Raw genomic sequence first — 26662 nt, forward strand, 5'->3', positions numbered from 1 at the left:
AAATAAAGGAGAATGTTATTTATTAGATAAGTTTAATTTGCCCTGCTCTATACTCTATATTTAATTGAATTATTCAAAGTAAAAAAGTCGAGGTATACTTAGTACTAAAGACTAACGCTAATTAACCAATAGGGAGTAAATCATGAGTGACTTTAAATCAAAGCTTCCTGATTTTAAGGAAATTACCTCAATAGCGAGCAAATTCTTTAACGACGTGAGCAAAAGTGTTTCTGAAATAATTACTGATTATAAAAAGAAACGCGCGGAACCCGAAACAGGTGAAGTGGTTAGTTCAGCCGCCAAAAAAACAACACAGGATGAAGAGGTAGTCGTAGCGAAGACCAAAAAAACTTCTAGTACCGGTGAAGAAGAGGTGGCTACTGTAGCAACAGCAAAAAAAGCAAAACCCACTAAGCCCAAAGCTACACCAGATATAGAAAAACCTGATCAGCCTGAATGATATGATTGGAGCTGCTTAAGCACGTTCAGGTCGAGTCAGGCCGTATTTGCGCATTTTTTCGACTAGTGTAGTACGTCGCATATTAAGATAATTGGCTGCATGAGCTACTACCCAATCCGACTCATTTAAAGCCTGGCTAATCAGCGCCAGCTCGGTTTTAACTAGATGCTCCTTTAAATCAATGCCATCGCTGGTGATTGCATCAGGACTTAATAATTCCAGTAAAGTTTCTCGCTCACTGGCTAATAAACCCAACTTCTGACCTTTTTTGAAGCGCCTTGGCAAGTCATTGATATCAACAATGCCATTCGGAAATAGTATCGACAGGCGCTCAACAAGGTTTGCTAATTCACGCACATTACCAGGCCAATTATAGCGACTTAACGCATCAAGAGCAGCAGGCATGAGGCGTATTCCTGGTCTGTTCTCTCCTTCCATACGAGAAATTAATTCATTCAACAGTAAAGGAAGATCTTCTCGCCGTTCGCGTAAGGGAGGCATATCAATAGGAAATACATTTAAACGATAAAACAAATCTTCGCGAAATTTTCCTTCATTAATCGCCGTCTCAAGATTACGGTGGGTCGCGGCGATAATTCTAACATTCACCTCAATACTTTTATTGCTGCCCACCCGCTCAAAGCATCGTTCTTGTAAAACGCGTAACAATTTAACCTGCATCGCCAGTGGCATATCCCCAATCTCATCCAGAAATAAAGTCCCCCCATTTGCTAGTTCAAAACGCCCCTGACGTGAAGTAATTGCTCCTGTAAATGCTCCTTTTTCATGACCAAATAATTCACTCTCCAATAATTCAGCCGGAATGGCTCCACAATTAATGGGGATAAACGGTTTGTTATGGCGTGATGAAAAGGCATGAATATTTCGCGCGACTACCTCTTTTCCAGTTCCCGATTCGCCTAATATTAAAACGCTCGCTTCGGTATCAGCAACTTGGGCAATTAATTTTCGTACCTGACGGATAGATTCACTGCTCCCTACCAAACTACGGAATAGAGGGGTTCTGCTTTGGTGGTGGGTCTCAGCAAGAGCCATTTCATTAGCAATTTGGCACTTATGCAATGCTTCAAGCATTTGAGCATAAGTGAAAGGGAAACAGAGATTCGCTATGACGTTATTTACAGGATAGTCAGTTTCCGAAACCTGTGAGTCAATAAGGACAATAGGTATCTGGGGTAGCCTGTCTCTCAGTTTACCTAAAAACGCTAATGTGTCCTCAAAAGACTCCTGAGCACCCACTAAAATCGCATGAACATGTTTATAGGAAAAAGACTGCCAGTTGGCATAATTAACAATAACACAGGTTTCACTTATAAAATTTAAAATGGTATTGAGCTTATGAGAACGTTCAATGTTATTGTCAATAACGACAATAGTTTCACTTTGGCTCATAGCTGTCCCTACTTCCGCTTATCTAACTTGAGTATTGGTTACCAACCAACAGCCTGTCAAATAAATGACGTTCTTTTTTTCGCGCGCCAGAAATTATTAAAATTGGCCTTCGTTAACGGTAGCAATCAATATATTTGAAGGCATTGCATAAGATACCAAAGCACAATTTTTGGTTACCTATAGCCTCAGTTGCTGCAATATGCTTTTCTATGGCATAACGACGTACACTCAAATATCCCATACGGCGACAGAAAGAAAAGGCAGCTCGACGACCACAGCCCTGCCTGCCATTGTAACACCAGTCCACTCGATAGTTATTAAAACGAGGATATACGTATCGTCTTAAGCGATAGTGATAAGCCCTGGGGGGATTATGAGACATGTTAGCGACACAACGAATCGTTTTAAACCCATTACAACGCCAACCTTTACACCTGGCATTACAAAAGAGGAAATTCGTTAGCCCCACGTTGTGATCAATAATTTGTTGATCAGCGTAAGCATAGCCCATTAATTTACAATACCGGGTTGCCAAAGCAAGCCCACACTCTTTCCCATCGAAGTTACAGTAGTTTAGACGCTCCCCGTGATATTTAGGCAACCAAAAATTTCTGTAGAAGTTATCACTTCGAGCGGCAATACTGGTGTTAATACACAATAAACCAATTATGATGCTCGCAACGATTCGTGCAAAAAAAATCATTATTACAATCCATTAGCAACGTTTATGACATGTTAGCTTATGCGGGTGAGCAAAAAAAGAGGTAGCTACCTCTTTGATATCTTATCTGAATAAATTCGCAATTACCGCCATCATCCCCCAGGCGGCTTTGTCGCTCCCAAAGAGTTTCATTAACGAGATGAGGAGGTAACACTTCAAGAACACTGGTAGTGAATTCTATCCTAATTTTAGAAGATTTTTCATTGTTGAACTATAGTTATTACATGTTGTTTTTTATGGGTTTAAATGGCTAAAAGAACATCACAGGATTTTCTTAAGATAACCTTTCAGGCTAGCAAATCTGCTTACCTTTATATCGGTTTGTTCAGCCTTTTTATTAACATCCTCATGCTAACGGTTCCTCTGTACATGATGCAGATTTTTGACCGTGTTCTGGCCAGTCACAGTTATGAAACTCTCATTTATCTTACATTAATTGCCATTTTTGCACTGCTTGTTCTCAGTCTTTTAGATATCGTACGTACTAATATTCTTATTCACATTAGTACCTGGTTTGATAGAAAACTAAGCCCTTTCGCACTTGCTTTAAGCCCTGATCAGATTTTACAAGGCAACCCTTACCCCGAACAAGTTTTGCGTGACATTAATACCGTCCGTTCGTTTTTAGGGGGAAGTGCCATGTTCACTTTTTTTGATGCTCCCTGGATTCCGATTTATCTTATCGTTATTTTTTTACTGCATCCCATTTTAGGATTAGTTTCTACAATAGGCGCCATTCTTTTATTTCTTTGTGCTTTAATCAATGAATTTGCCACCAAAAAAGTGATGGAAAATGCCAATAATTTGGCCATTACCAACACGAATGAAACCACTGCCACTCTAAGAAATGCAGAGGTTATTCAAGCCATGGGTATGCTTTTTTCTTTGATTAATAACTGGTATTCCAATAATGAAAAGGTACTTTTTTTACAAACCCGATCAAGCAAGGTATCAGGATATATTTTATCCTTAAGCAAGTTTTTTAGACTTTGTTTGCAAATTTTAATTCTAGGCGTTGGTGCTTATTATGTGCTAACGAATCAAATTACCGCGGGCATGATGATTGCAGCCTCGATTTTAATGTCGCGAGCGCTTGCTCCGGTTGAACAGGCAATTGGAGCCTGGAAGCAGTTTCAGAATTTCAAGCAAGCGAAAAGTCGTCTGGAACCTCATTTCAAATTTAGGTCAGACAGAAAATCTGGTCTAAAGTTACCACGTCCCAAAGGCGTTGTTTCCCTGGAAAATGTTTTTTATTCACCACCTAATATTCAAAAATTAGTTATCTCCAACCTCACGTATAAAATTCAGGCGGGTGAAATGGTTGCTTTAATCGGCGCCTCAGCTGCAGGGAAATCAACGTTGGCTCGCTTAATAGTAGGTATTTTAAGACCAAATTCAGGCACAGTCCGACTGGATGGGGCCAATGTTTATCAGTGGGAACGCGATGATTTTGGCCCCTATATAGGCTATTTGCCGCAAGACATTGAACTATTTGCAGGAACTGTTAAAGACAATATTGCGCGGATGGGTGAGGCAAATGATGCTGCAGTCGTTAAAGCCGCACAACTGGCCGGTTGTCATGAACTCATTTTACGTCTTCCCGAAGGTTACAATACAGTGATTCACCGAGACAGCTTTAATCTGTCAGGCGGACAGCGGCAACGAATCGCAATGGCTCGCACTCTCTATAATGATCCGCAATTGATTGTACTCGATGAACCCAATTCAAACCTTGACAATGAAGGTGAGGTTGCCTTGCTTAAAACACTACACTCTTTGAAAGCAAGTGGGGCTACAGTCATTATTATTGCGCATCGTCCCAGCATTATTCGTCATGTAGATACCATCCTCGTGCTTAATGAAGGAAAAATTCAATTCTCAGGACCAAGAGAGCAAATCCTGGCTAAACTTCATGAGTTCGCCAAGAATCCCAAAAAGCAGGAGGGGATTGGCAATGGATGAACTTTCAAAAAAACTTCCCGCTACTTCTGGCAAGCCAATAATAACCAATGCGTTATTAGCAGGTTTTGGTATTCTTATTTTTTTTATTGGCGGCTTTCTTCTTTGGTCACTCCTTTTTCCTTTGGATTCAGCTGCAGTGGCTAATGGGAAATTCGTGGTTCAATTCCAGCACAAAACTATTCAGCATATGGAAGGCGGCATTATTGAGAAAATTTTTATTAATGAAGGTTCGGTTGTCAAAGAAAATACGCCGCTTATTAAATTACAAGACACGCAGGCAAAAATTACTCTGCAACTGCTGCAAGTGCAGGTTTGGGAAAATTTAGCAGCTGAATCGCGCATTTTTGCTGAATTAAACAATGATCAAAAAGTAGTTTTTCCTGAAGAATTGATGAAACATGCTTCTGATCCTAAAGTGCAAAAGATTATTCAAGGCCAGGAAAAATTATTTACCGCCGCAGTAAATAGTTATGAAGGACAAACTAAAGTGCTCAATCAGCGGATTGATCAACTTAACAAGGAAATTGCCAGTCTCGAAGCCCAAGTTCAATCAGAAACGGAACAATTAAAACTTATTGATGAGGAAATTGAAGCCGTCGCTTATCTTGAAGCTCGAAAACTCATCGATCGTCCCCGTTTATTAGCCTTAAAACGCGAAGCAGCCCGACTTAGTGGGAATCGGGGTGAACATTTAGGTTTAATAGCAAAAGCACATCAAGCGATAGGTGAAACAAAATCACAAATCTATACATTGATGGAAACGCGCCGGAAAACCCTGTTAGAAGAGCTTCGCCTTACCCAACAGAAACTAGCCGATGTCATGGAAAAGTCTAAAGCAGCGGAAGATGTTCTGTATAGAACATTAATTGTTGCTCCTCAAGCAGGTACAGTCATTGGTCTTAAAAAACATACCATTGGTGGAGTTATTACACCTGGCCAGGAAGTGTTGGATATTATCCCCTCCGGTGACCAGTTGGTCATTGAAGCCGAGATTAATCCCGTGGATATCAATATTGTTAGACCTGGTCTGAAAGCCAAAGTTCATTTAACAGCCTACAAGCAACGAAATACGCCCACACTGGAAGGAACAGTCACCCATATCTCTGCCGATATTTTTAAAGATGAGGCCACCCAGCAACAATTTTATAAAGCTCGTATCGCTCTGGATAAGAATCAGTTAGCAAATCTACCGCATATTGAGTTATATCCAGGGATGCCTGTTCAGGTTTTGATTATTACTGAAAAAAGAACCGCTTTTGAGTATCTGGTAACTCCACTTGAAGAGAGCTTTAGAAAAGCATTTCACGAAGAATAAAAAGTACTAAAATTAGCTTGACTAGCCTCACAAGTGTACTAAACTTGTACAATCAGAGCTTCTTATCTCGCGATAAAAATAGGGATATCGCCTAAGGAAAGCAGCAGGCGTCATAAGTGATTATTGGCAAATGTTGCGCCTTAGGAGACTAGCGATGAACTTCTTAATGTTAAAACTCATTGAAACCCTCTCTGCAGTAGCTGCTAAATTAACGGGTACGGCCCAGGCAAAACTTCTCGAAGTCATTCAAAAATTAGCTGATCAATTTGGTATTGATCTCGATCCTGACTTTGTATCGATTAGTGGTGAGGCAGTACAAAATCAAACCTTAACGGCTGATTTAACCAATGTTGATTTCGATGATGGTTCTGGTTTTCAATTTCAATGGCAGGCAGACGGACAGGATATTCTTGACGCCATTCAACAAAGCTATACATTAACCCAAGATGATGTGGGTAAACAAATCAGTTTGGTAGTCACCTACACGGACGTCAATGGCAATACAGTCTCACTTACTTCGGAAGCAACCATTGAGGTTGCCAATGTTAATGATGCTGTAACTGGTAATGTTGTAATCGATGGAATCGCTGAACAAGGGCAAACGCTTATAGCAAATACGGAAGAACTTGAAGATTTGGATGGATTAGGTGAATTTTCTTATCAATGGTTTGCTGATGGTGTTGCCATCGCAGGTGCTGATGCTGCTAATTATACCTTAACACAGGCAGACGTCGGCAAAATTATTACTGTGGCTGTTAGTTACACCGATGGTTATGGTACTCAAGAAAGCGTGGTTTCTGCTCAACCTACAGCAGAAGTGGCTAACGTTAATGATCTTCCACAAGGAGCAGTGACTATTGATGGGCTGATTGATGGTGTGGCCTATGAAGATCAAACACTGGTAGCCAATGTAAGCTCTATTAGTGATGCAGATGGCCTGGGAGAATTCACTTACCAATGGTATGCTGATAATGTGGCTATCGCGGGCGCCACTGCCGCCAGTTACACACTAAGTCAGGCTGATGTAGATAAAGTGATCAGAGTAGAGGTAAGCTATACCGATGGATACAATACCTTTGAGCAACTTACATCCGCAGCTACAGCCGCTGTGGTCAATGTCAATGATGCGGCTCAGGGTGTAGTAGAAATCCTAGGTGAGGCAAAAGTAAATCAAATCCTGACAGCCTATACTGCTGAGATCAGTGATGAAGATGGTCTGGGTGATTTTACTTATCAATGGTTTGCCAATAATGTGGCTATCGACGGTGCCACTGAAGCCAATTATACCTTAACTGCAAACGACCTAGGCAAGTTGATTAGCGTTCAGGTGAGTTATGTTGATGGCTACAATACCCTCGAAACACTAACCTCAGAGCCTACGACCGTAGTTGTTTCCGATGTTGATCTTTACATTCCCGATAATTCAGCACCGCTTGTTCTTGATAGTAGCGGGATTTGGGCCAATGGAGAACTTCAGGATTCCTCTATACAGACTATTCAAACGGGTGAAGCCAATGATTATCTAGTGGTTAATGCCATCATTAATGGTCTGACAATCGATTTGGGAGAAAATGGAGATAATACCGACATTGATGTGGTGGATATCTCTAATCTTCACGGTACCACTTATACGGCAAGCTCAGGAACTTTGACGGATGGACAAGGAAATAGTCTTACTCTTAGCAACATTGAAACCATTCGTCTGGATACCGAAGCAACCACCGTTATTTTAGACCAAGGTGGTGATTATAAGTTTATTTTTGCTGCCAACGCGAATGATTATACCAATAACGACCCTACCACAATAAAAATGATTGAAGGCACAGGACAAACCAATGTTAGTTTATTTTATGAAGCCTATACCGCTGAAAATGCTCCCACACTGAGTGGTATTCAAAAAGTAAACCTGGAAATGGAGTTTAATGATCAGGGCCCAAATGTCGATAACATAGCCGAGCTTGATTTTGCAAATGGTACTTATTCCTTTAATGCCACAGCAATTGAATACGGCTTAATTGCTGCTCTTATTGCCGTAGCAATTCTTAACGGTACTTTTAACACACCTGAATTTAATAATCAACTTGCAGAATTTTTTGAAGCTCTATCGCCTCCTGAGGAAGAACCTAGTACAAGTACGCATTTGTTTACTGGCGAAACCAAAATTACCTTAACCTCAAACTTTATTAACTCAATTGATGATGACACCAGCGTTACTGCCAAAGTAACAGGATTGCGTGATAGCACGGTAACTATTCGGGATGCCTCCGATCCTTCACACACTACCGACTATAGAGCCTGGACGATCGTTGATAATCAAACAGACGTTAGAGCAGTAGCTGATTTAACGGGGGTTCAAACTCGACAGGCAACTCCTGAAGATCCAACTCCGTCTCCTGAGCTAGCTTCACTTCATTTAACTTGGGACGGTGTTGCTAATGATAATGTCGGACGTTTTTTACTAAATTCAATAAACATCAACGGCGAGGCTACCTCCAATACCCACGTATTTTATGGCTTTAGTGAAGGCAGATTGTCCGCAGCCGATGATCGAGCTACCATACAATCGCTTGGTCTTAATGATTCCGAGCGTTATTTAGACCTTGGTGAAAATGCTGATAATACCGACCATGATGTTCTTGATTTAAGTGGCCTTGCTGCTGGAGTTAATTTCAATGCCAGTACCGGTGTCTTGTCCAGCGCTGGAAAATCATTAAATGTATTAAATGTTGAGGAAATTATTGGCACTAATCATGACGATATCCTTGTAGGGAATAGTGACAATAATGTAATTAATGGGGGTGCAGGTAATGATATCATCGATGGTGGTGCAGGTGATGATATTTTAACGGGTGGTGAAGGTGCCGATACCTTTATATTCGGTCCTGGATATGGCCATGATGTGATTACTGATTTCGTACTCGGGTATGATTTCTTAGAAATTAATCCCGATTTAGGACCTGCTGCTCTTATTGAATACGTTAACAATAATACGGTTTTCCATTACGATGACGGCAGCAAACTAACTTTACTGGGCGTAAACATACTTGGTGATGAATATATGGGCTAATAAAGCAGTAAAAAATAAAAGCGCTTAAAAAGCGCTTTTATTTTCTCTTAATAACTCAAACCCACACTCTCCTCACCCAGCAACTCCTCCAAGGTCATCAGCAATTTATCGCTGGGAACAACCCGCCACTGCTCACCTAAATTAAGCGTCGCTTTAGCCGCATCCCCTGAGTAACGCACTTGAACCACACACTCCCCTGCATTGGCCTTGAGTATCGATTGCAAGGCAGGAATAAAACTCTCTTCTTTTTTAGCTAAATCGATTGTTAGGCATTTGGCAAACCGGGTACGCGCCTCATCGACGCTATAAAGTTGACTGGCGGTCATTTTAATGCCGCCACTGTACTCATCCGGGGCAATTTCTCCTTCCACAATAAGCATTTCACCGATCTGAACGTTGATCTGTTGAGCTTCGTAGACTTCGGAAAAAACAACCACATCCAGTTTATTGGTAGAATCTTCCAATCTTATAATGGTTAATTTTTTCCCTCGCTTGGTCATCACCCGCCGCAAGGAAATCACCAAACCACAAACACAGGCTTTTTTTGACGTACCTGGATTTAATCGGGCAATGGGAGTTACAACAGCATTAAACTCCTGACAATATTGACTTGCAGGATGGCCGGTTAAATACAAACCCAGCGTTTCTTTTTCACCGCTTAATCGCATCCTGTCAAGCCATGGCTTACATTCCACATAGTCTTCCTGATTACTTGCTTCTTCCAGCATGGAAAACAAATCGGTCTGGCCACTGTTTTGATTTTGATGCGCTTTGTCCGCCATCTTTAATGCCTTGTCAAGGGAGGCAAACAATACAGCCCGCTCAACGCCCCAACAATCCATGGCACCACTTTTAATTAACGCTTCCAAAACTCGCCGATTGACCTTGCGCAAATCCATGCGCTGACAAAAACTGAATAAACCTGAATAGCCACCTCCTCGTTGCCTTTCTTCAACGATGTAATTGATAGCCGTCTCCCCTACTCCTTTAATAGCACCCAAACCATAAAGAATCGTCTTGTCATCAGCGACAGTGAACTGGTAACAGGATTGATTAATTGCCGGCGGTAAAACCTTCAACTGCATTTGCACACATTCATCAATAAAGGTAACAACTTTATCCGTATTATCCATATCGGATGACATCACTGCTGCCATAAAGGCAGCGGGATAATGGGCTTTTAGCCAAGCGGTTTGATAGGCCACCAGCGCGTAAGCAGCGGAATGAGATTTATTAAATCCATAGCCTGCAAATTTTTCCATCAAATCAAAAATATAAGTAGCCGTTTCCTCAGCTACCCCGCGGGCAGTAGCTCCTTCCGTGAAGATAGCCCGTTGTTTTGCCATTTCCTCAGGTTTTTTCTTGCCCATCGCGCGACGTAAGAGGTCAGCGCCACCCAAGGTATAATTCGCCAAAACCTGAGCGATTTGCATGACCTGTTCCTGATATAAAATAACCCCATAGGTGGGTTTTAAAATGGGCTCCAAGTCAGGATGTGGGTATTCTACTTTGGCACGTCCATGTTTACGGTCAATGAAGTCATCCACCATACCCGACTGCAAAGGCCCTGGTCTAAATAAAGCCACCAAAGCAATAATGTCTTCAAAACAATCCGGTTGCAGGCGATGGATTAATTCTTTCATCCCACGTGATTCCAACTGAAAAACCGCTGTGGTCTGACAAGCCATTAACAATTCGAAGGTTTTTTTATCATCCGTGGGAATCAGAGAGATATCGATTGGCTCCTCTCCTTGCGCCAGTTGCTGTTTGTTGATGATGGCTAATGCCCAATCAATGATGGTTAATGTTCTTAAGCCTAAAAAGTCGAATTTAACTAATCCAGCAGCCTCAACATCGTCTTTATCAAACTGACTAACTAACTGAGTGGAGCCTTGTTCACAGTAAATGGCCGTGAAATCCGTTAATTTTGAGGGCGCGATGACCACGCCTCCGGCATGTTTACCGGCGTTACGTGTAATTCCCTCAAGCTTTAAGGCCAAATCAATTAATTCTTTAACGTCCTCTTCTTCTTCATAACGTCGCTTTAACTCTTCTTCATCTTCAAGCGCCTTGCTTAATGTCATGCCGATTTCAAAAGGGATTAATTTGGCAATTTTATCCACAAAACCATAAGGATGGCCAAGCACTCGCCCGACATCACGTACAACTGCTTTTGCTGCCATCGTACCGAAAGTTATAATCTGTGACACGCTCTGGCGGCCATACTTTTCGGCAACGTAGTCGATGACCCTGTCGCGCCCTTCCATGCAAAAATCAATATCAAAATCAGGCATGGAAACGCGCTCGGGATTTAAAAAACGCTCGAAGAGTAACTCATACAGTAATGGATCCAAATCGGTAATTTTTAAAGCGTAAGCCACCAGAGAACCCGCCCCGGATCCTCTTCCTGGCCCTACAGGTACACCATTTTGTTTAGCCCATTGAATAAAATCAGCCACAATAAGAAAGTAGCCGGGAAATCCCATGTTATTGATTACATCCAACTCTATCTGCAAGCGTTGATCGTAAGGCTGACGCAGGCTGGCTATTTCTTCTGGTGATTTGGCACGAAAGATTTGTTGTAACCGCTCCTCCAGACCTTGTCTTGATAAATCTGATAAATAGTTCTCAACCGTTGAACCTTCGGGAATGGGAAAATTAGGTAAATAGTTGTTGCCCAAATCAAGCTTTACGGTGCAGCGCTTGGCAATTTCAACCGTATTTTCCAAAGCCTGAGGCAAGTCTTTAAATAATTCGACCATCTCATCAGCAGAGCGAAGATACTGCTGCGCACTATAAAGTTGCTGTCGGCGTGGATCGGCCAGAGTATAGCCTTCATGGATGCAAACACGTGCCTCGTGCGCTTCATAATCCTCTTTTTGCAGAAAGCGCACATCATTCGTTGCAACCAGCGGTAAATTAAGCGCTTCGGCTAAACGAATAACCCGCTCATTGTATTCTGCCTCATCCGCCCGCCCGGTTCGCTGAATTTCCAGATAAAAACGATTGGGAAAACGTTTCATAAAGGATTCGGCTAAGGCATACGCAGTAGGTTCATCTTCTGCCAGTAATGCTTTTCCTATTGAGCCGAATCGCCCTCCGGACAAGGCAATTAAACCCTCTGCATAGTCTTCAATCCAGGTGTAATGGACTCTGGGCTGACCCTGATATTGACCTTCTTGATACGCTTTAGACACCAGACGAGTCAAATTGCGATAACCTGTTTCATTTTGACACAACAACACCAGCGAAGTAACCTGTTCCGGATTATCAGGAGGGTGACAGGGTAAATCACTGCCTAAAATCGGTTTAATGCCTGCCTCCAGAGCCGCTTTAAAAACCTTAACCGCCGCAAACAGATTACAATAATCAGTCACAGCAACGGCATTCATTCCTTTGCTGACGAGGGATTTCATGAGCGGTTTAATGCGCACTAACCCATCAACCATGGAAAATTCGGTATGTACCCGCAAATGGACAAAACGCGATTTCATAGTAAAAGACATAAAAAATAATGAATGAACTGTACCGAAGTCAGTTCTTGAGAGCAAGTATTGATTTTTTAAAAAGTTAGTCGGGACTGGATACCGCGCCTTATGCCGGTATCCAAAGAGGTCATATTTTTAGCATAAAGCTTAAATCCTTGCGAAGCCTTATAGCCTAATTTTCAGCCCCTATCATATCGAATTATTCAAATTTTAGAGCAACTTTTTCAAGGTGACACTCTAAGGTAGATTTCTGGTTGCTTGCTGAAAAGAAACGTGTCCCATCTGCATAGATTGTCATGCTCTCATGAAACTCCACATAAGGGGATACACCTGCTTGAACTTTTTTAATCATCTCCTCCATTTTATCTTTCAACTCAGGATATTTATTAGCTATTTTTTTTAATCCACTAACCACACTTTGCTCAAGAAAACCATTATTTTCGGGAATCAAAACGCGCTCAAAAATAGATTGGTTTCTATGCATAAAAGTATGCGCAGTTTTCTTGCCATGATTGAAGCGTTCTTTCCGAACCGTATTTAATACCTCTGCCAGACAATTTAAAAATTCTTGCCTGTTTTCATTAAAGCCCTTCTTTCCCTTATCCTGAATTAATAAATCCAGCTTCGTATTACAATTCTTAACAGCCTTTTCTATTGCAGCTGTTAACGCTGTATTTGTAAAATTTTGCCGCAGAGATTCATTTTTATACCAAAACTCATACCATTTAGATTGACGATGTTGCGTTTTATCCAGGTATTGAAACCCTTTTTTAAATTCTTCAATGACTTCCCCCGTTAAAATCTTCTTTTCAATGACTTCGCGCATAAAAGGCATAAATAACTCCTCCGTAAAAAATGACGAGCTATCTTACCCGAATAGATTGAAGGTGCCTAATTACCTTGCCTTAAAATTAATCTTAATGAATATTACATTTACATTGGCTCGAATCACCAGAGAATGAGATGGGCATTTTTACCCATATATCAAATAAAGGACTATCTGTAAAATATTTATTCTTTATGATTTTATTATTGAATAGCCAGCGGAGTAATTTATGCCTACAGATTTAGAACGTTTTGAACAATACTGCAAGGAAGGTCGCTTGAATGAAGTAAAAATGCTGGTTGAGCAAGCGGACAAAACCCAGCATCTTCCACAAATTTTCTCTATTGACATTCCAGCGCGATATGGACAATTAGAAATTGTTAACTATTTATTTGAAACACAACAGGTAGATATAGCGCCATCAAACAACTACCCTGGCCTTTTGTTTAATATTTGTTTCTGTCAAGACAAAACAAAGCGTAACAATTTATTGAATTGGTTGCTTGAAAACAATCGTTATAAGAGTTTGGGTCAAGGGATTAGTGAAGCCTATTTGAAAGCAGCTTTAGGTCTGCCATTTAGGCATTTGCCAGCAGAAGCATTTGGACATCTTCATCCTCTTCATTATGCTTGTATCGTAGGTAATGCGGAATTAAGTCATTTCTCGTCAGATGAATTAAATAAACCGATTGAAAATGGCTATTTAAAAGGAGCAACCCCACTTTACCTGCTCTGTCTTAACCGCCACATTGATTTACTGGTTAAAAAAGGAGTAGCACCTAAGTCTTTAAATACTTGTCCTACTGACAACGGCCTCCAGGGAGTAAGTTTGGCTTTTCTTTTAATCAGTTATCGTCGATTGGATTTACTTAACAAATGGAGTAATGAAATTGAAGAAGCAGTTGATCTAAATGCGGGGCCCACATCTCCCTCTCACTCTAATGAGGGAGAGTCTGTAGGTTTGCAGTTATGCTTGAATAGAAGAATGGATTTATTTTCCAGGTTCGCTCAAAAAAACCCCAAAATCCTACAACTCGGTAAAACAGTTGCTAAAGGGTCTAATAAAGGTGTAAATATTGCCTATGCACTAGTTTGCCTGGGTCAATTCGACTTACTAAATCAACTTGTCAAGGATTCTGAGGGATTTATTGACTTAAATACTGAATATCATGGAAAAAAAGGAATGACTTTGGGCTGGATGTTGGCAGTTAGTTCACAAAAAGAGTTATTTCTCCATCTTTCCAAAAATCAAAAAGAAACCCTGAATTTAAACAAGGCACCTCTCTCTGGCCCAAATAAAGAAATTTCCCTTGCTTCATTACTCGCTGAATTGAAGATACTGGATCAATTTGCTGAGGAAACCACTCAACCTGTTTATTTAAATGCACTAACCATGGTAGGGAAAACATTATTACAATACCTCATAGCTAGCAGTCAATTTGAACTCATTGATACCATTATAGATACTTACCTGGAGCAGCCAAACGGTGGGGAACTGCTGATGGATGTTTTTAAAAAACATAGTGCATCAGACACCTCTTGTATTCGTCTTCATTTAGCGACGCGGTGCTACGAAAAGATTAAAGAATTATTAAACGAGAAAGAAGCATTGGGCAATCAATTAAATGCTGCTCTTCTAAGATATATTGATCCTTTTATAAAACACATACAAGCAATTTCACAAAACTTTCCTGATTATAAAGAAGCACAGTCGTTACAAGGTCATCTGTATTTAGTGTTAGCAAATGCTTATGAGGCGGATAACCGTATTAATTTACAGCCACTGCTTGCAGTCGATACACTTTATAGCAATGCACTGCAAGCATTTATGCGCGGAGAAAATAGCACCATGCTCGATCACCTATTTATGCAGCAGCAAGCCACAATTACCGCATTACGGGAGGAAAATAAGGAGCAGCAATCAACCATTGCGACATTGCGAAAGAGAAAAGAGGCCAATATGCAACAACATTTACCTACTGAGCAAACTTCTTTTTCTCTTCCCCCGTTTTCATTTTTTGACTCTATTTTTCAGTCTGCCAAAAGAAGAAGAGTAGAAGAAAATGAAACGTTTGAAAATCGACCCTGACCCCCTAAAGTAGCCCAGGGTGAAGTGGAATTTGGGTTGCGCTCTCTATTATCGCTCCACCCAGGCTATAGATAGTGCTTCATCAAGCCTGATGCGGGTCAAATGCATCTCTTACGGCATCTGCAAATAAATTACTGGCTAAAACCAGAATAAACATGAGAGCAAATGCCGACATCATCGGCCACCATACAATTGGCTCTCTAGCCAATTCTAAACGGGCGCCATTAATCATGTTGCCCCAGCTTATTGTCATGGGCGATACCCCCACCCCCACGTAAGAAAGTACCGCCTCAGCTAAAACAAGAAAACTAAAATCTAAAACCAGTGTGATAAGCACGATATGCATGACATTAGGCAATAAATGTTTTCGAATAATAGTTAAAGCATTGCTGCCTAAGGCTCGACCGGCTGTGACATAATCAATTTCTCTTAGTTTTAAAGTTTCTGCGCGCAGTAATCGGCACAAACTCGTCCAGCTCGTTACGCCAAGAATTAAACACAACGCCAATAAACGCGCGTCAGCGCTTTTAGCCAAGGTTGTAAACTGTTCAGGATGATTGGCAATGTAGGTTTGCATGGATAATACGGAGGCCGTAATTAATAAGACACCGGGAATTGAACTAAGCGTGGTATAGATATATTGAATAATATCATCTATTAAACCGCCAAAATAACCAGCACTGATACCGAAGATTAAAGCCAATGGCAACATAAAAAGTGTCGTTAAAATGCCTATCACAAGCCCCGTACGAATACTTTTCACGGTATAATAAAAGATATCCTGCCCAATTTTTCCAGTTCCCAAAATATGAAAATGGCGCGACAACCAATAGCTGGCAAATAGGATGAAGAAACAAATAAAGCTGGTAAGCAAAACACTCAAGCCGGATTTACCAGGTATTACTTGCCGTGTTTTTGTCAAAAACCATTGGCTTGCTATCATCATTAGCCAAAGTAAGCCGCTAAGAAATACAGCAACTAGTAATGCCTCAGCCAGAACTACAGAAATAACTTGATGCTTGTCCTGATTATTCTTTACTGTTTGCGACACATAATCCAAGCGAGGATAAATTTGTTTTAACCTATCATTGACCAAAACTGTTTCCACACTATAAAGATTCAGTGCCAGAGGGGCCGAATAAGTTTTCTCGTAGACAACTCCAAGTGGCGCCAGTATTTTGTCTAAAATAGAATCATTTTGACCTAATGGCACATTCCCATTACCAGAATGTAAATGAATTGAATCGAGTACCCCAATGATTAGAAAAAATAAAAGCACAACACCTGCGCTCATTGCCAATGGTTTGTTACCAATACGCTTAAATGCAACCCGAATGTGTTTTTTGCGTAAGCTAAACAGAGTGATGATCAAACTGACGAGCAATACAGCAAGAAAACATTTGTCGGTCCATAAGAGCTCCATGTTAGCTAAACCTCACCCGTGGGTCGACCAGCGTGTAGGAAATGTCAGTCAATACCAAACCAACGATATAAAGAACAGAGCCTAAAAATACCATTGCTCTTACAATAGCAAAATCCTGCTGTTGAATGGCATCTATAATATAACTTCCCAATCCCGGTACACCAAAAAAAGATTCCAAAACCAAACTTCCCATAAAGAGTGAGGGAATTAAAACCACAATTCCAGTGAGAATGGGTAACATGGCATTCTTGAGCACATGGCGAAACAATACCTTCGCTTCAGACAATCCCTTCGCTCTGGCAGTTTTTACGTAATCCCGATTCATCTCCTCTAAAAATAGGCTACGATACCAACGGGAACCTGCTCCCAAACCAGCAATGACCGCAACAAGCACTGGTAATATAATGAACTTAATACTGTCCAAACCACTGTCATAGCCAGAAATAGGTACTAACCGTAACACTTTACCAAAGAGATATTGTCCACCAATAATGTAAAACAAACTGGAAATAGACATGAGAATGATGCATAAAACCACACCGCTGATATCAAGATAGGTCGTACGAAAGAAGGCCATCGCCATGGCAAATATAATGTTTGCTATCATGCCTAAAATCAGCACGGGAAGGGCAATGGCAAGACTTGGCCACATCCTGTGAGAGATATCATAACTGATATCCCGACCTGCATCGGATACACCAAAATCAAAAGCAAACAATTTCAAGGATTTTTGAAAGAAAAGGGTTTGCGTAATTTTTTTCAGACTTGTTTCATCAACGTTATAAAATAAGGGTAAATCATAACCATGTTGTACCTTCCATTGTTGAATGACTTGAGGCTTTACGTGTTTTTCCCCAAGCTGCATACGTGCCATATCATCAGGAGAGTTAACCATAAAAAATAGCGCAAAAGTAATGATATTAATTCCTAATAAAATGGGAATTGCATAGAGGATTCGACGGAATAAATATTGAATCATAATATTCTCGGGACACTACGCCGTTCTTTTTTGTAATAGGCAAAAAGTAAAGGTAATAGTAACAAAATAACCATCAATACTAACAGACCGACCGGCCAAAGCACGGGCTTGTTCCATCGTTCACGCAACTGATTGCGTTGCTCTACATCAATGGCCATGTATTTTAACCCGCTGGTACCAATGGTATTGGGTTTGGTGGGAGAAACCCATTGCTGACTTAATATCAAACTTTGAGTATTGATTCCCCACGCCCAGGGCGCATCGTGTCTTACCATTCCTACCATAGTATCAATTATTTTTTGACGCTCAGCATCATTGCTGCGGTTTTTCATTAATTCAAATAACCTGTCAAAGCGCGGATTTTTATAATTCGCAGCATTTTCTCCATTGTGGCTGACTTTGCTATTGGGGCCATAAAGCATGAACAAAAAGTTTTCAGGATCAGGATAATCAGCATGCCATCCCCAGCTGAAAATTTGCGCATTCCCACTTCGCATTTTATCCTGAAATCGGTTGTATTGCGTTGCACGAATGTTTAAATCAATTCCTATGCTGGCAAATTGCTTACGCATCCAATCAAGCATCGCTTTATCGTCAGGCCCACCAGAAATAGGCGCATCATAGTGTAAAATGAGTGGCCGGTGGGTTTTTGGATCAATGCCATTAGGGTAGCCTGCTTCACGCATAAAACGTTTGGCATCTTCAATAGGACGGCGTTTGGGTTTATTCTCTTCCCAGAGATAAACATAGGGATTAATACCCTCCTTTCCTTCTTTATAACCAAAAATTCCGGGAGGAATCGGGCCTTGTGCCGCTTTACCACGACCATTATAAAAAATCGCAATGTATTCATCATAATTAACCGCAATAGAAATGGCTAAACGAAGTTTACGTGCCCTTTCGCTGGTTCCTCCTACCACGGAATCCAGCATATTAAATCCTAAGTAAAAAATAGTAGGATCCGTCGTTTGTACCAAACGTATTTTTTTCTTCCGCATCGCTGGCGTTAATGTAGGCTCACCTGCAGAATTAATTTGAATGGCCTGATCAAAGCTGTCGGCACTAATGCCGGATAAATCATAATAGCCTTGCAAAAATTTGTTCCATCGGGGAATGGATTCTTTTTCCAGAATAAACACCGCTTCATTAATTAGAGGAAGTTTCTCACCAGCATGTTGTAAAAAGCCTTCTTTTTCATCCGCTACAGAACCATGGGTGGGAAAAAAATCATCACGGAAATTGGGATTTCTGCTTAAAACCATGCGACGATTTGGATTATTTTCAGTAAGCATGAAAGGCCCAGTACCTATGGGATACCAATCAAAACTTAAATTTTTATCATCCATGCCGGGTTGGGAGTAAAATTTATCGGCCTCCCAAGGTATTGGCGCAAAAAAAGGCATCGCCAACCAAAACATAAATTGTGGATACAGATTGTTTATGGTGATTTCAAAAGTATAATCATCAATTTTATGAAGGCCTTTCATGGGATATTTTCTTAAATCCACAAAACCTCCTCGAGGTAAATGCTTACCAAAATCACGAAAACCTTCAATATGCTCACTCATTAACCCATAAATTGGAGAGTTAACGGAAGGACTTGCCAAGCGTTTGATTTGATAAAGATAATCATCTGCAATTAATTCACGCGTCCCCGTATGCTTAAAATCAGACAATTTGTTAATATCATGGTCTTCAAGATAATCGGCATCAAGATTAAAATATAAATGGTCTCCTTGCTGATTTTTAGCCAGCGCTGGATGAGGTTGAAAATAGATACCTGGTTTAATGTGAATGGTATAGACAGAAAAGGCAATATCCGCTGGATTGGGATTAAGTAAAGGTTGCCGGTTCTTATCAAGAAAGCGCACTTCAGGCATTGAGGTAGCGATTAAAGGTATCAATTTATAGGGTCTTATAAAATAGTCGTACTGTAAAAGGGGTTCATAGATCTGCGCAGTAAACTGGTATTCATTACTGGAGTACGACTTCGCAGGATCAAGTGTTTTCGGTTGTTCGGCAAAAGAGGAATAATAGATTTTTGCCAAAGCATCATCATCTGGATAAGGATTATTTAAAACCCAGTTACCGGCCCAAGAGAAGCCCGTACTTAGCAGTAAAATAACCATTATCCTTAATCTGCCAAGTACTTCCAAAGCAAAATTCCTGAAATTTAAAATCATTATGATGGAAGTCCGTGCCTTTTTAGTCAAGTGAGCAAAGCAAGAAATTCATCTTCATTCAGTACCCTAACACCCAACTCCAGCGCTTTATCCAGTTTAGAGCCCGCTTCCGTTCCTGCAATGACAAAGTCAGTTTTACGAGAAACACTGCCAGAAACCTTAGCCCCGACTGTTATAAGACGAGCCTTTGCCTCTTCTCGCCCCATGCTGTTCAACGTACCCGTAAGAACCAGCGTTTTACCAAAAAATGGATGCTGCTCATCAACAGGCTTATATTCTTCCTGAGGCCAATGCACTCCATAAGCCAATAGTTTATCAATAACCTCACCATTGTGAGTCTGCGCAAAAAAGTGCACCACATGGTGGGCGCAGACTGGCCCAATATCCTTCAACCCCATTAACTGTTCAACAGAAGCAGCCTTTAAGGAGTCAATATCCGGAAACGCCGTAGCCAGAACTCGCGCACTGACCTCACCTACTTCTCGTATACCTAGCGCGTATAAGAAGCGGGGAAACGTGGTATTTTTACTTTTTTCCAGGGCTTCGAGTAAATTCTCTGCGGATTTTTTACCCATTCGAGGAAGATTTGCCAGTGTTTCCAAATCTAAGGTATAGAGATCAGCAACATCTTTCACTAAATTTTCCTCAACCAGCAACTCGATAATTCCGGCCCCCAAACCATCAATAGCCATGGCTTTTCTTGAGGCAAAATGCCAAAGCATACGTTTTAGTTGAGCGCTGCAAAACAAGCCACCGGTACAGCGTGCAACCGCTTCACCTTCTTCACGGATAACATCTGCCCCACATACAGGACAATGAGCAGGTAAATGAATGAGGTGTGTTTCTGAGGGACGTCGTTCTACTACCACGGAAACCACCTCAGGGATTACATCGCCAGCACGACGGACAATAACCGTGTCACCAATACGTATATCCTTGCGCTGAATTTCATCCATATTATGCAGCGTGGCATTGCTAACGGTTACACCAGCCACGCTGATCGGTTTTAAACGGGCAACGGGTGTTAAGGCGCCCGTACGCCCCACTTGAAAGTCAACCGCTAACAGCTCTGTTATTTCCTCACTGGCGGGAAACTTATGAGCGCAGGCAAAACGAGGAGCACGCGCGACAAATCCTAGTTCACGCTGCAATTTGATACTGTCTATTTTATAAACCACGCCATCAATTTCATAAGGTAAATCCAGTCGACGCTTTAACATGGCATTGTAGTAGTCAAGGCACCCCTGCAAACCTGTTGCTTTCTGAGTTTCGCTGGATACTCTAAACCCCCAGCGCTTAAGCAGTTCGAGTTGAGCAAATTGACTATCTGGTAATTCAAAATTTTCACAGGCACCAATGCCATAGTAGTAAATAGCCAAGGGGCGAGAAGCCGTAATTGCCGCATTCAACTGCCGTAAACTTCCTGCAGCAGCATTACGTGGATTAGCAAAAACCTTCTCGCCAGTCATTCTGGCCTTTGCATTATAAGCTTCGAAACCAGCTTTCGGCATGTAGACCTCTCCTCGAATTTCAACCAAATCAGGGGGGGGTCTGCCAAAATTTTTAAGGGGACAGCAGCAATTGTTTTGATATTATTGGTGATGTTTTCACCCACTGCACCATCACCACGAGTGGCAGCATACGCTAAAAAGCCTTCTTTATAGGTTAAGTTAACTGCAAGACCATCAAGTTTCGGCTCACAGGTAAAAAGTAAATGGTTTACAGAAGCTTCCAATCTGTCAGCGACTCGTTTCATAAACGCTTGTAACTCTTCGGTGGTAAATACGTTTGCCAGAGACAACATCGGCTTGATGTGCACTACCTCTTCAAAAGCACCCGAAGGGCTAATACCTACGCGTTGTGTTGGTGAGTCAGGAGTAATGTATTGAGGAAACTCATTTTCAAGGCACTGCAACTCTTTAAAGCAGCGGTCATATTCGCTATCAGGAACTAAAGGAGCATCCAAAACATAGTAGTGATAATCATAAAGTCGAATGCGCTCTCGTAATTCACTAATTTCTTTTAAAATGCTATCTTGACTCATCAAGCAAATTCTCTGAATAAAAAGAGAAGTTTAGCATTTTCTCATTAATTGCAAATCCTAATTTTATTACTTCAGAAATAAAAAAATGATTTTAAGAAAAAACCCTTAAGGCAAGATCTACTAACAATAAAAGCTACCATTATTCTAAAAAAATAGGTAGCTTCCACGTCATTCTGAAAATAGCTGGCAGCCTCCACGTTATCCTGAAAATAACTGGTAGCTTCCACGTCATCTTGAAAATAACTGGCAACCTCCACGTCCTCTTGAAAATAACTGGTAGCTTCCACGTCATCTTGAAAATAACTGGCAACCTCCACGTCATCTTGAAAATAACTGGCAGCCTCCACGTCATCTTGAAAATAACTGGCAGCCTCCACGTTATCCTGAAAATAACTGGTAGCTTCCACGTCATCTTGAAAATAACTGGCAACCTCCACGTCATCTTGAAAATAACTGGCAGCCTCCACGTCATCTTGAAAATAACTGGCAGCCTCCACGTCATCCTGAAAGCGGCAGAGCCGCTTGAAGGATCTTAATCAAGAGGTATACTATTCTACACAGAACGCTAGTTCTCACCTACAGTCCATACCAAACAGGAAGTTATTATGTATACAGAGTCTTACGTTTATCTTTTAACCAATAAGCATCTCAACGTTTTATACACTCGCGTAACTAATAATTTAATACGCCGCATTTATGAGCATAGGAATAAGCTGGTACGAGGCTTTACTCAAAAGTACAATGTGGATCGCTTAGTCTACTATGAGGCTTGCGAAAATATCATTGTTGCTATTGCGAGAGAAAAACAGATTAAAGGATGGTCTCGAAAGAAGAAGGATGCCTTGATTAGTGTAGCTAATCCTCAATGGGAGGACTTGTATAGGTCATTATATTGAGTTGTGCCACTGTCAGGGATCCTTCAAGCAGCTGCGCTGCTTTCAGGATGACGTTCAGGACAGACTCCCCAAAACACGTCATTCTGAAAGCAGCACAGCTGCTTGAAGAATTACCTCAGGCACCAGGCTCCTCAAGCACGTCGTCCCGAAAGCAGCGCAGCTGCTTGAAGAATTACGTCAGGCACCAGGCTCCTCAAGCACGTCATTCTGAAAGCAGCACAGCTGCTTGAAGAATCACGTCAGGCAACAGGCTCTCCAAGAGGAGCTTCCGCCACCACTTGCCGGACAAAGCAAGTGTATGTTATAGATATTGCTTGGGTTTTAGACAAGGACAAAACAAATGGACTTACGACGTTTTCTTGCCTGCCTTTTTTTATTGATTGGTACTCTCCTTAGTTTCTCTTCTTTTGCTGAAAATATTGGTATTGCCTTCATCCACGGCACGAATGATCACCGTGAAGATGCTGATGGCGGGTATTGGAAAAGGGCTTTCATTGATGCTGTAGCCAATGCCTTACCTAACTATGAAAACCATATTGTAGTTGCTTGTGATTTTAGTCGTTACATGTGGCACGAGGATGCCGCAGGTTGTGTAACTAACCAACTGCTGAATTTCATTAAAAATAAACAAATCACCAAATTGATCATTTATACTCATTCAAACGGCTCCAATATTATGCGCTGGATTTTATCCAATCCCAGCTATGATGCTCGTTACGCAGCGATAGGTAAAAAAATAAACCAGATTATTGCCATCGCGCCATCAAGTGGTGGGACACCCTTAGCAGATTTGGTCATTGATGGCCAGAGTTTCGAGTCAAAAGTGGGTTGGTTATTGGGCTATAAAAATGATTCTGTTAAACAGCAGCGCATAGGTGATATGGCAATCTACAATGCTGAACTCTTGTTTGGCACAAGCGGTCGTCCCTCTATTCCTGTGCCCTTTCGTGTCATCATTGGTACAGATGTAACCGCCTCTCCTCTAGCAAAAGCTAGCTATTGCAATGGCTATCTCCTTAACACTGGATTGAAAATTACACAAATTTACCTTGATCATTGTTCAGATGGTTTTCTAAATTGTCGCTCACAGGCAGCAGCCGGAAAGATATGGTTTTATGATTGGCAAAAAACAAAAGATCAAACGCCTTTGAGTCACAACCAAAGCAGACACTCATGCTTCGGTTTTGAAAACATTATTCGTACAGACTTAATTGCTCAAGGAGCGTTGCAATGAAATCACCTCATTTAATTTTTTTGGCAACTACGACATGGTTTACGCCATTATTTGCAATCACTCTGCCTACTCAACCTGTTGTCCCTTATGAGTGCGCTCAATGCGAAAACTTATCTCACGAGGACTTAAATTCCAGTTGGGTCACTGAGGATGAGCCGTTAAGAGATAATGTGATGCATCAGCAAATCAGTCGACAATATCGAATTAAAGCCACAGCTCGGCAACTAAACGAAGGTATTACTATTCATACACAAGCACCTGGTGCTGTCATTCAAATAGCGAAGGTAAATGCCACATCCCCATCTCCTGTCAATTTTTACCTTAAGAGCAGCCAGGGCAAGCAATTTACTCTAGCGGAAGCATCACAGTTGTTTTCACAAAACGACGCACTAAAAAACACTGCACTGGCGGGACAATTACTTGCCTTGCAATTAAAACCAGAATTAGGCTCAGGAAGATTTATTTTAAGCAGCAATGGTCGCTTAAGTGAGAATGATGGTCCCTTCATTATTCATATTTACGACAGAAATGCTCCCACTTATTTAAGTGTAGAATCCGATAAAGCAAGGTATCATTATGGAGATAAATTAAACATAACCATCCACTTAAGTGACGATGAATTAAACTATCCTATTGATGAAATTAATGCTTCACTAATTAGTCCAGACGGAGAAATTACTAATATAAGCCTTGAACAAGTTGCTGATAATCTATATCAAGCGCAAGTGGATTTACAATCCAACAAAAACTCGCAAGGGGAAAATTGGTATATTACTGTTGAAACATCCACGCTTCTGGGTGAGCAAACGATTATTCGGCAGGCTCATACCGCGTTTTCCTATGTCATTCCTTCGGCCACAATTTACAAAATCAAACCAATACCGAATAAACCCTTGTCTTTTTCAGCCAAGGTGGAAGTAGCTACAGGTAGTCGCTATGCGATAGAGGCTGTTCTTTTTGGCAGTGACACTCAAGGGAAAATTCATCCAATTACCGCTGTACAGTCTGCAGCTTGGTTGTCTCCAGGCAAACATGCCATTAATTTTTCATTTGATTCTGAATTAAAAACTGATTATAAAGCGCCTTATTATTTGGGTTATCTTCATCTAATAGATTTTGGTCAGTTGAAGCCAGTGTATGAATATAATACACCCATTGAATTAACAACTTTAGGATAACATGGCGTTTCTTACTTCATTTTCACTTCTGGAGAGCATGGCCTTAGCGCTTGTTCTCCAGGTTTTTCTTGGACTTTGGATCCTTTGGCGTCAAGCAAAACAATGCACACTTTCGGAAGCTCAAGCTGAAAAAATTCAACAGGGATTTATAACCCAACTTCATCAGGTGCATCTCGATTTACAACAAACCTTCCAAACCAGTCAACATCACATTCATGAAAAAATAACTCAGGGTCAACTGGCAAGTCAGCAACTCATTAGCGAAATAGTCCAGCGTCAAATGGCGGATGTTCGTGAACAAATGAACCATAGCTTTAAGCAGCATGCCAGCGCTTTAACCTCCCATTTGCAATCGCTGACTGAAGAGATACGTAATCATTTACACAGCCTGACTCAACAAGTGAACCATAAACTTACCGAGGGATTTGAAAAAACCTCGTCTACCTTCACGGATGTAGTCAGACGGCTAACCATTATTGATGAAGCCCAGAAAAAAATTACTGAACTATCAACGCATGTGGTTAGCTTGCAAGATGTGCTAGTCGACAAGCGCGCTCGCGGAGCCTTTGGTGAAGTGCAGCTAGCGACTTTGATTGCTAATGTTTTGCCGAGCACCCATTATCGGATGCAACACACTCTAAGTAATCAAAAAAGAGCAGACTGTATTTTATTTTTACCAGATCCAACAGGTAATGTGGTCATTGATGCTAAATTTCCTCTGGAAACCTATCAAAAGTTGATGAACACTGATAATGCCTCCGCAGAAAGAAAATCACTGCAGCAACAATTCCGTCAAGATCTACAAAAACATATTAAGGACATCGCTGAGAAATACATTATTCCTAACGAAACAGCCGATGGTGCAGTAATGTTTATTCCGGCAGAAGCCATTTTTGCAGAAATTCATGCCAATTATCCTGAGATTGTAACGCTTTCCCAACGTTTAAAAGTGTGGCTAGTTTCCCCAAGCACATTAATGGCCGTATTAACCACTGCAAAGGCCGTGTTGAAAGATGATGAAACACGCAAACATGTTCATATTATTCAAAAACACTTACAAGCGCTGGCTGCTGACTTTCAACGCTTTGAAAAACGTATGGATAAATTATCCAAACATATTGACTTGGCGCATCAAGACGCGTCTGAGGTTAATACTTCCGCCAAAAAGATAACACAACGTTTTCATAAAATTGAAGCAGTGGATTTGGATTTACAGGAATTAGCAGGCGTTGTCCCATCCTTGGAAGAAAATTAATTACATTTCAACCATCATAAATTGCAATTATAACTGTATTAATTACTAGCTTTATTTTCTTTACTTCCTCTGATTATTCTCTTTATCATTAATCAATGTTCTACAATAATCATCAAGACTATCAATCAA

At 41.0% G+C, this 26662-nt stretch carries 17 protein-coding genes and 1 pseudogene; 9 read left to right on the plus strand and 9 right to left on the minus strand.

The window, feature by feature from the left end; translation table 11 throughout:
- The first annotated feature begins 142 nt into the window (after nucleotides 1–142).
- Nucleotides 143–460, plus strand: a complete 318-nt coding sequence (locus clem_RS08760; RefSeq protein ID WP_094091204.1) for a hypothetical protein — start codon at nucleotides 143–145, stop codon at nucleotides 458–460.
- Nucleotides 461–475: 15 nt separating this feature from the next.
- Here the strand turns inward: clem_RS08760 and clem_RS08765 are convergent, their stop codons facing one another.
- Nucleotides 476–1873, minus strand: coding sequence for a sigma-54 dependent transcriptional regulator (locus clem_RS08765; RefSeq protein ID WP_094091205.1), 1398 nt, complete (start codon nucleotides 1871–1873; stop codon nucleotides 476–478).
- A gap of 112 nt (nucleotides 1874–1985) precedes the next feature.
- Nucleotides 1986–2576: a hypothetical protein gene (locus clem_RS08770; RefSeq protein WP_094091206.1), complete on the minus strand. Its 591-nt coding sequence runs from the start codon at nucleotides 2574–2576 to the stop codon at nucleotides 1986–1988.
- A gap of 264 nt (nucleotides 2577–2840) precedes the next feature.
- Between clem_RS08770 and clem_RS08775 the strand changes: the two genes are divergently transcribed.
- The 3 genes from clem_RS08775 (at nucleotide 2841) to clem_RS08785 (ending at nucleotide 8938) form a co-directional block, all read left to right on the plus strand.
- Nucleotides 2841–4556, plus strand: a complete 1716-nt coding sequence (locus clem_RS08775) for a type I secretion system permease/ATPase (protein ID WP_094091207.1) — start codon at nucleotides 2841–2843, stop codon at nucleotides 4554–4556.
- Nucleotides 4549–5871: an HlyD family type I secretion periplasmic adaptor subunit gene (locus tag clem_RS08780; protein ID WP_157698211.1), complete on the plus strand. Its 1323-nt coding sequence runs from the start codon at nucleotides 4549–4551 to the stop codon at nucleotides 5869–5871. Before clem_RS08775 ends, clem_RS08780 begins: the two co-directional genes overlap by 8 nt.
- A 154-nt stretch (nucleotides 5872–6025) precedes the next feature.
- Nucleotides 6026–8938, plus strand: a complete 2913-nt coding sequence (locus clem_RS08785; RefSeq protein ID WP_094091209.1) for a Flp family type IVb pilin — start codon at nucleotides 6026–6028, stop codon at nucleotides 8936–8938.
- 47 nt (nucleotides 8939–8985) lie between these two features.
- Here the strand turns inward: clem_RS08785 and dnaE are convergent, their stop codons facing one another.
- Nucleotides 8986–12432 (minus strand): DNA polymerase III subunit alpha, encoded by a 3447-nt coding sequence (gene dnaE, locus clem_RS08790; protein ID WP_094092320.1) that lies wholly within the window; start codon nucleotides 12430–12432, stop codon nucleotides 8986–8988.
- Between the two features lie 193 nt (nucleotides 12433–12625).
- Nucleotides 12626–13261: a hypothetical protein gene (locus clem_RS08795; RefSeq protein WP_094091210.1), complete on the minus strand. Its 636-nt coding sequence runs from the start codon at nucleotides 13259–13261 to the stop codon at nucleotides 12626–12628.
- Between the two features lie 220 nt (nucleotides 13262–13481).
- Here clem_RS08795 and clem_RS08800 point away from each other — a divergent pair, with 220 nt between their 5' ends.
- Complete coding sequence (locus clem_RS08800) at nucleotides 13482–15341, plus strand: hypothetical protein (protein WP_094091211.1); 1860 nt, start codon at nucleotides 13482–13484, stop codon at nucleotides 15339–15341.
- An 82-nt stretch (nucleotides 15342–15423) separates the two neighbouring features.
- Here clem_RS08800 and clem_RS08805 read toward each other — a convergent pair whose 3' ends face one another.
- The 5 genes and pseudogenes from clem_RS08805 to clem_RS08825 form a co-directional block, all read right to left on the minus strand.
- A complete protein-coding gene (locus tag clem_RS08805) occupies nucleotides 15424–16764 on the minus strand; it encodes an ABC transporter permease (RefSeq protein ID WP_094091212.1) in 1341 nt (446 codons plus the stop codon).
- 1 nt (nucleotide 16765) lies between these two features.
- Nucleotides 16766–17743: an ABC transporter permease gene (locus tag clem_RS08810; protein WP_094091213.1), complete on the minus strand. Its 978-nt coding sequence runs from the start codon at nucleotides 17741–17743 to the stop codon at nucleotides 16766–16768.
- Entirely contained in the window at nucleotides 17740–19872 is a 2133-nt protein-coding gene (locus clem_RS08815; RefSeq protein WP_094092321.1) for an ABC transporter substrate-binding protein, read from the minus strand. Before clem_RS08815 ends, clem_RS08810 begins: the two co-directional genes overlap by 4 nt.
- Nucleotides 19873–19952: 80 nt before the next feature.
- Nucleotides 19953–21970: pseudogene (gene ligA / locus clem_RS08820) on the minus strand (NAD-dependent DNA ligase LigA).
- A gap of 71 nt (nucleotides 21971–22041) precedes the next feature.
- A complete protein-coding gene (locus tag clem_RS08825; RefSeq protein ID WP_094091214.1) occupies nucleotides 22042–22467 on the minus strand; it encodes a hypothetical protein in 426 nt (141 codons plus the stop codon).
- A 108-nt stretch (nucleotides 22468–22575) separates the two neighbouring features.
- Here clem_RS08825 and clem_RS08830 point away from each other — a divergent pair, with 108 nt between their 5' ends.
- The 4 genes from clem_RS08830 to clem_RS08845 all read left to right on the plus strand — a co-directional run bounded on the left by clem_RS08830 (nucleotide 22576) and on the right by clem_RS08845 (nucleotide 26533).
- Nucleotides 22576–22866 (plus strand): GIY-YIG nuclease family protein, encoded by a 291-nt coding sequence (locus tag clem_RS08830; protein WP_094091215.1) that lies wholly within the window; start codon nucleotides 22576–22578, stop codon nucleotides 22864–22866.
- Nucleotides 22867–23206: 340 nt separating this feature from the next.
- Entirely contained in the window at nucleotides 23207–24100 is an 894-nt protein-coding gene (locus tag clem_RS08835; protein WP_094091216.1) for a hypothetical protein, read from the plus strand.
- Complete coding sequence (locus clem_RS08840; protein ID WP_094091217.1) at nucleotides 24097–25278, plus strand: DUF4785 domain-containing protein; 1182 nt, start codon at nucleotides 24097–24099, stop codon at nucleotides 25276–25278. Before clem_RS08835 ends, clem_RS08840 begins: the two co-directional genes overlap by 4 nt.
- 1 nt (nucleotide 25279) lies before the next feature.
- Nucleotides 25280–26533, plus strand: a complete 1254-nt coding sequence (locus clem_RS08845) for a DNA recombination protein RmuC (protein ID WP_094091218.1) — start codon at nucleotides 25280–25282, stop codon at nucleotides 26531–26533.
- Nucleotides 26534–26662 lie beyond the last annotated feature (129 nt).

Source organism: Legionella clemsonensis, assembly GCF_002240035.1.
Classification (GTDB): domain Bacteria; phylum Pseudomonadota; class Gammaproteobacteria; order Legionellales; family Legionellaceae; genus Tatlockia; species Tatlockia clemsonensis.

Excerpts from the sequence above, each read along its gene's own strand:
- clem_RS08760 (WP_094091204.1), top strand. The coding sequence starts at position 143 with ATGAGTGACTTTAAATCAAAGCTTCCTGATTTTAAGGAAATTACCTCA.
- clem_RS08765 (WP_094091205.1), bottom strand. The coding sequence starts at position 1,873 with ATGAGCCAAAGTGAAACTATTGTCGTTATTGACAATAACATTGAACGT.
- clem_RS08770 (WP_094091206.1), bottom strand. The coding sequence starts at position 2,576 with ATGATTTTTTTTGCACGAATCGTTGCGAGCATCATAATTGGTTTATTG.
- clem_RS08775 (WP_094091207.1), top strand. The coding sequence starts at position 2,841 with ATGGCTAAAAGAACATCACAGGATTTTCTTAAGATAACCTTTCAGGCT.
- clem_RS08780 (WP_157698211.1), top strand. The coding sequence starts at position 4,549 with ATGGATGAACTTTCAAAAAAACTTCCCGCTACTTCTGGCAAGCCAATA.
- clem_RS08785 (WP_094091209.1), top strand. The coding sequence starts at position 6,026 with ATGAACTTCTTAATGTTAAAACTCATTGAAACCCTCTCTGCAGTAGCT.
- dnaE (WP_094092320.1), bottom strand. The coding sequence starts at position 12,432 with ATGAAATCGCGTTTTGTCCATTTGCGGGTACATACCGAATTTTCCATG.
- clem_RS08795 (WP_094091210.1), bottom strand. The coding sequence starts at position 13,261 with ATGCCTTTTATGCGCGAAGTCATTGAAAAGAAGATTTTAACGGGGGAA.
- clem_RS08800 (WP_094091211.1), top strand. The coding sequence starts at position 13,482 with ATGCCTACAGATTTAGAACGTTTTGAACAATACTGCAAGGAAGGTCGC.
- clem_RS08805 (WP_094091212.1), bottom strand. The coding sequence starts at position 16,764 with ATGGAGCTCTTATGGACCGACAAATGTTTTCTTGCTGTATTGCTCGTC.
- clem_RS08810 (WP_094091213.1), bottom strand. The coding sequence starts at position 17,743 with ATGATTCAATATTTATTCCGTCGAATCCTCTATGCAATTCCCATTTTA.
- clem_RS08815 (WP_094092321.1), bottom strand. The coding sequence starts at position 19,872 with ATGGTTATTTTACTGCTAAGTACGGGCTTCTCTTGGGCCGGTAACTGG.
- clem_RS08830 (WP_094091215.1), top strand. The coding sequence starts at position 22,576 with ATGTATACAGAGTCTTACGTTTATCTTTTAACCAATAAGCATCTCAAC.
- clem_RS08835 (WP_094091216.1), top strand. The coding sequence starts at position 23,207 with ATGGACTTACGACGTTTTCTTGCCTGCCTTTTTTTATTGATTGGTACT.
- clem_RS08840 (WP_094091217.1), top strand. The coding sequence starts at position 24,097 with ATGAAATCACCTCATTTAATTTTTTTGGCAACTACGACATGGTTTACG.
- clem_RS08845 (WP_094091218.1), top strand. The coding sequence starts at position 25,280 with ATGGCGTTTCTTACTTCATTTTCACTTCTGGAGAGCATGGCCTTAGCG.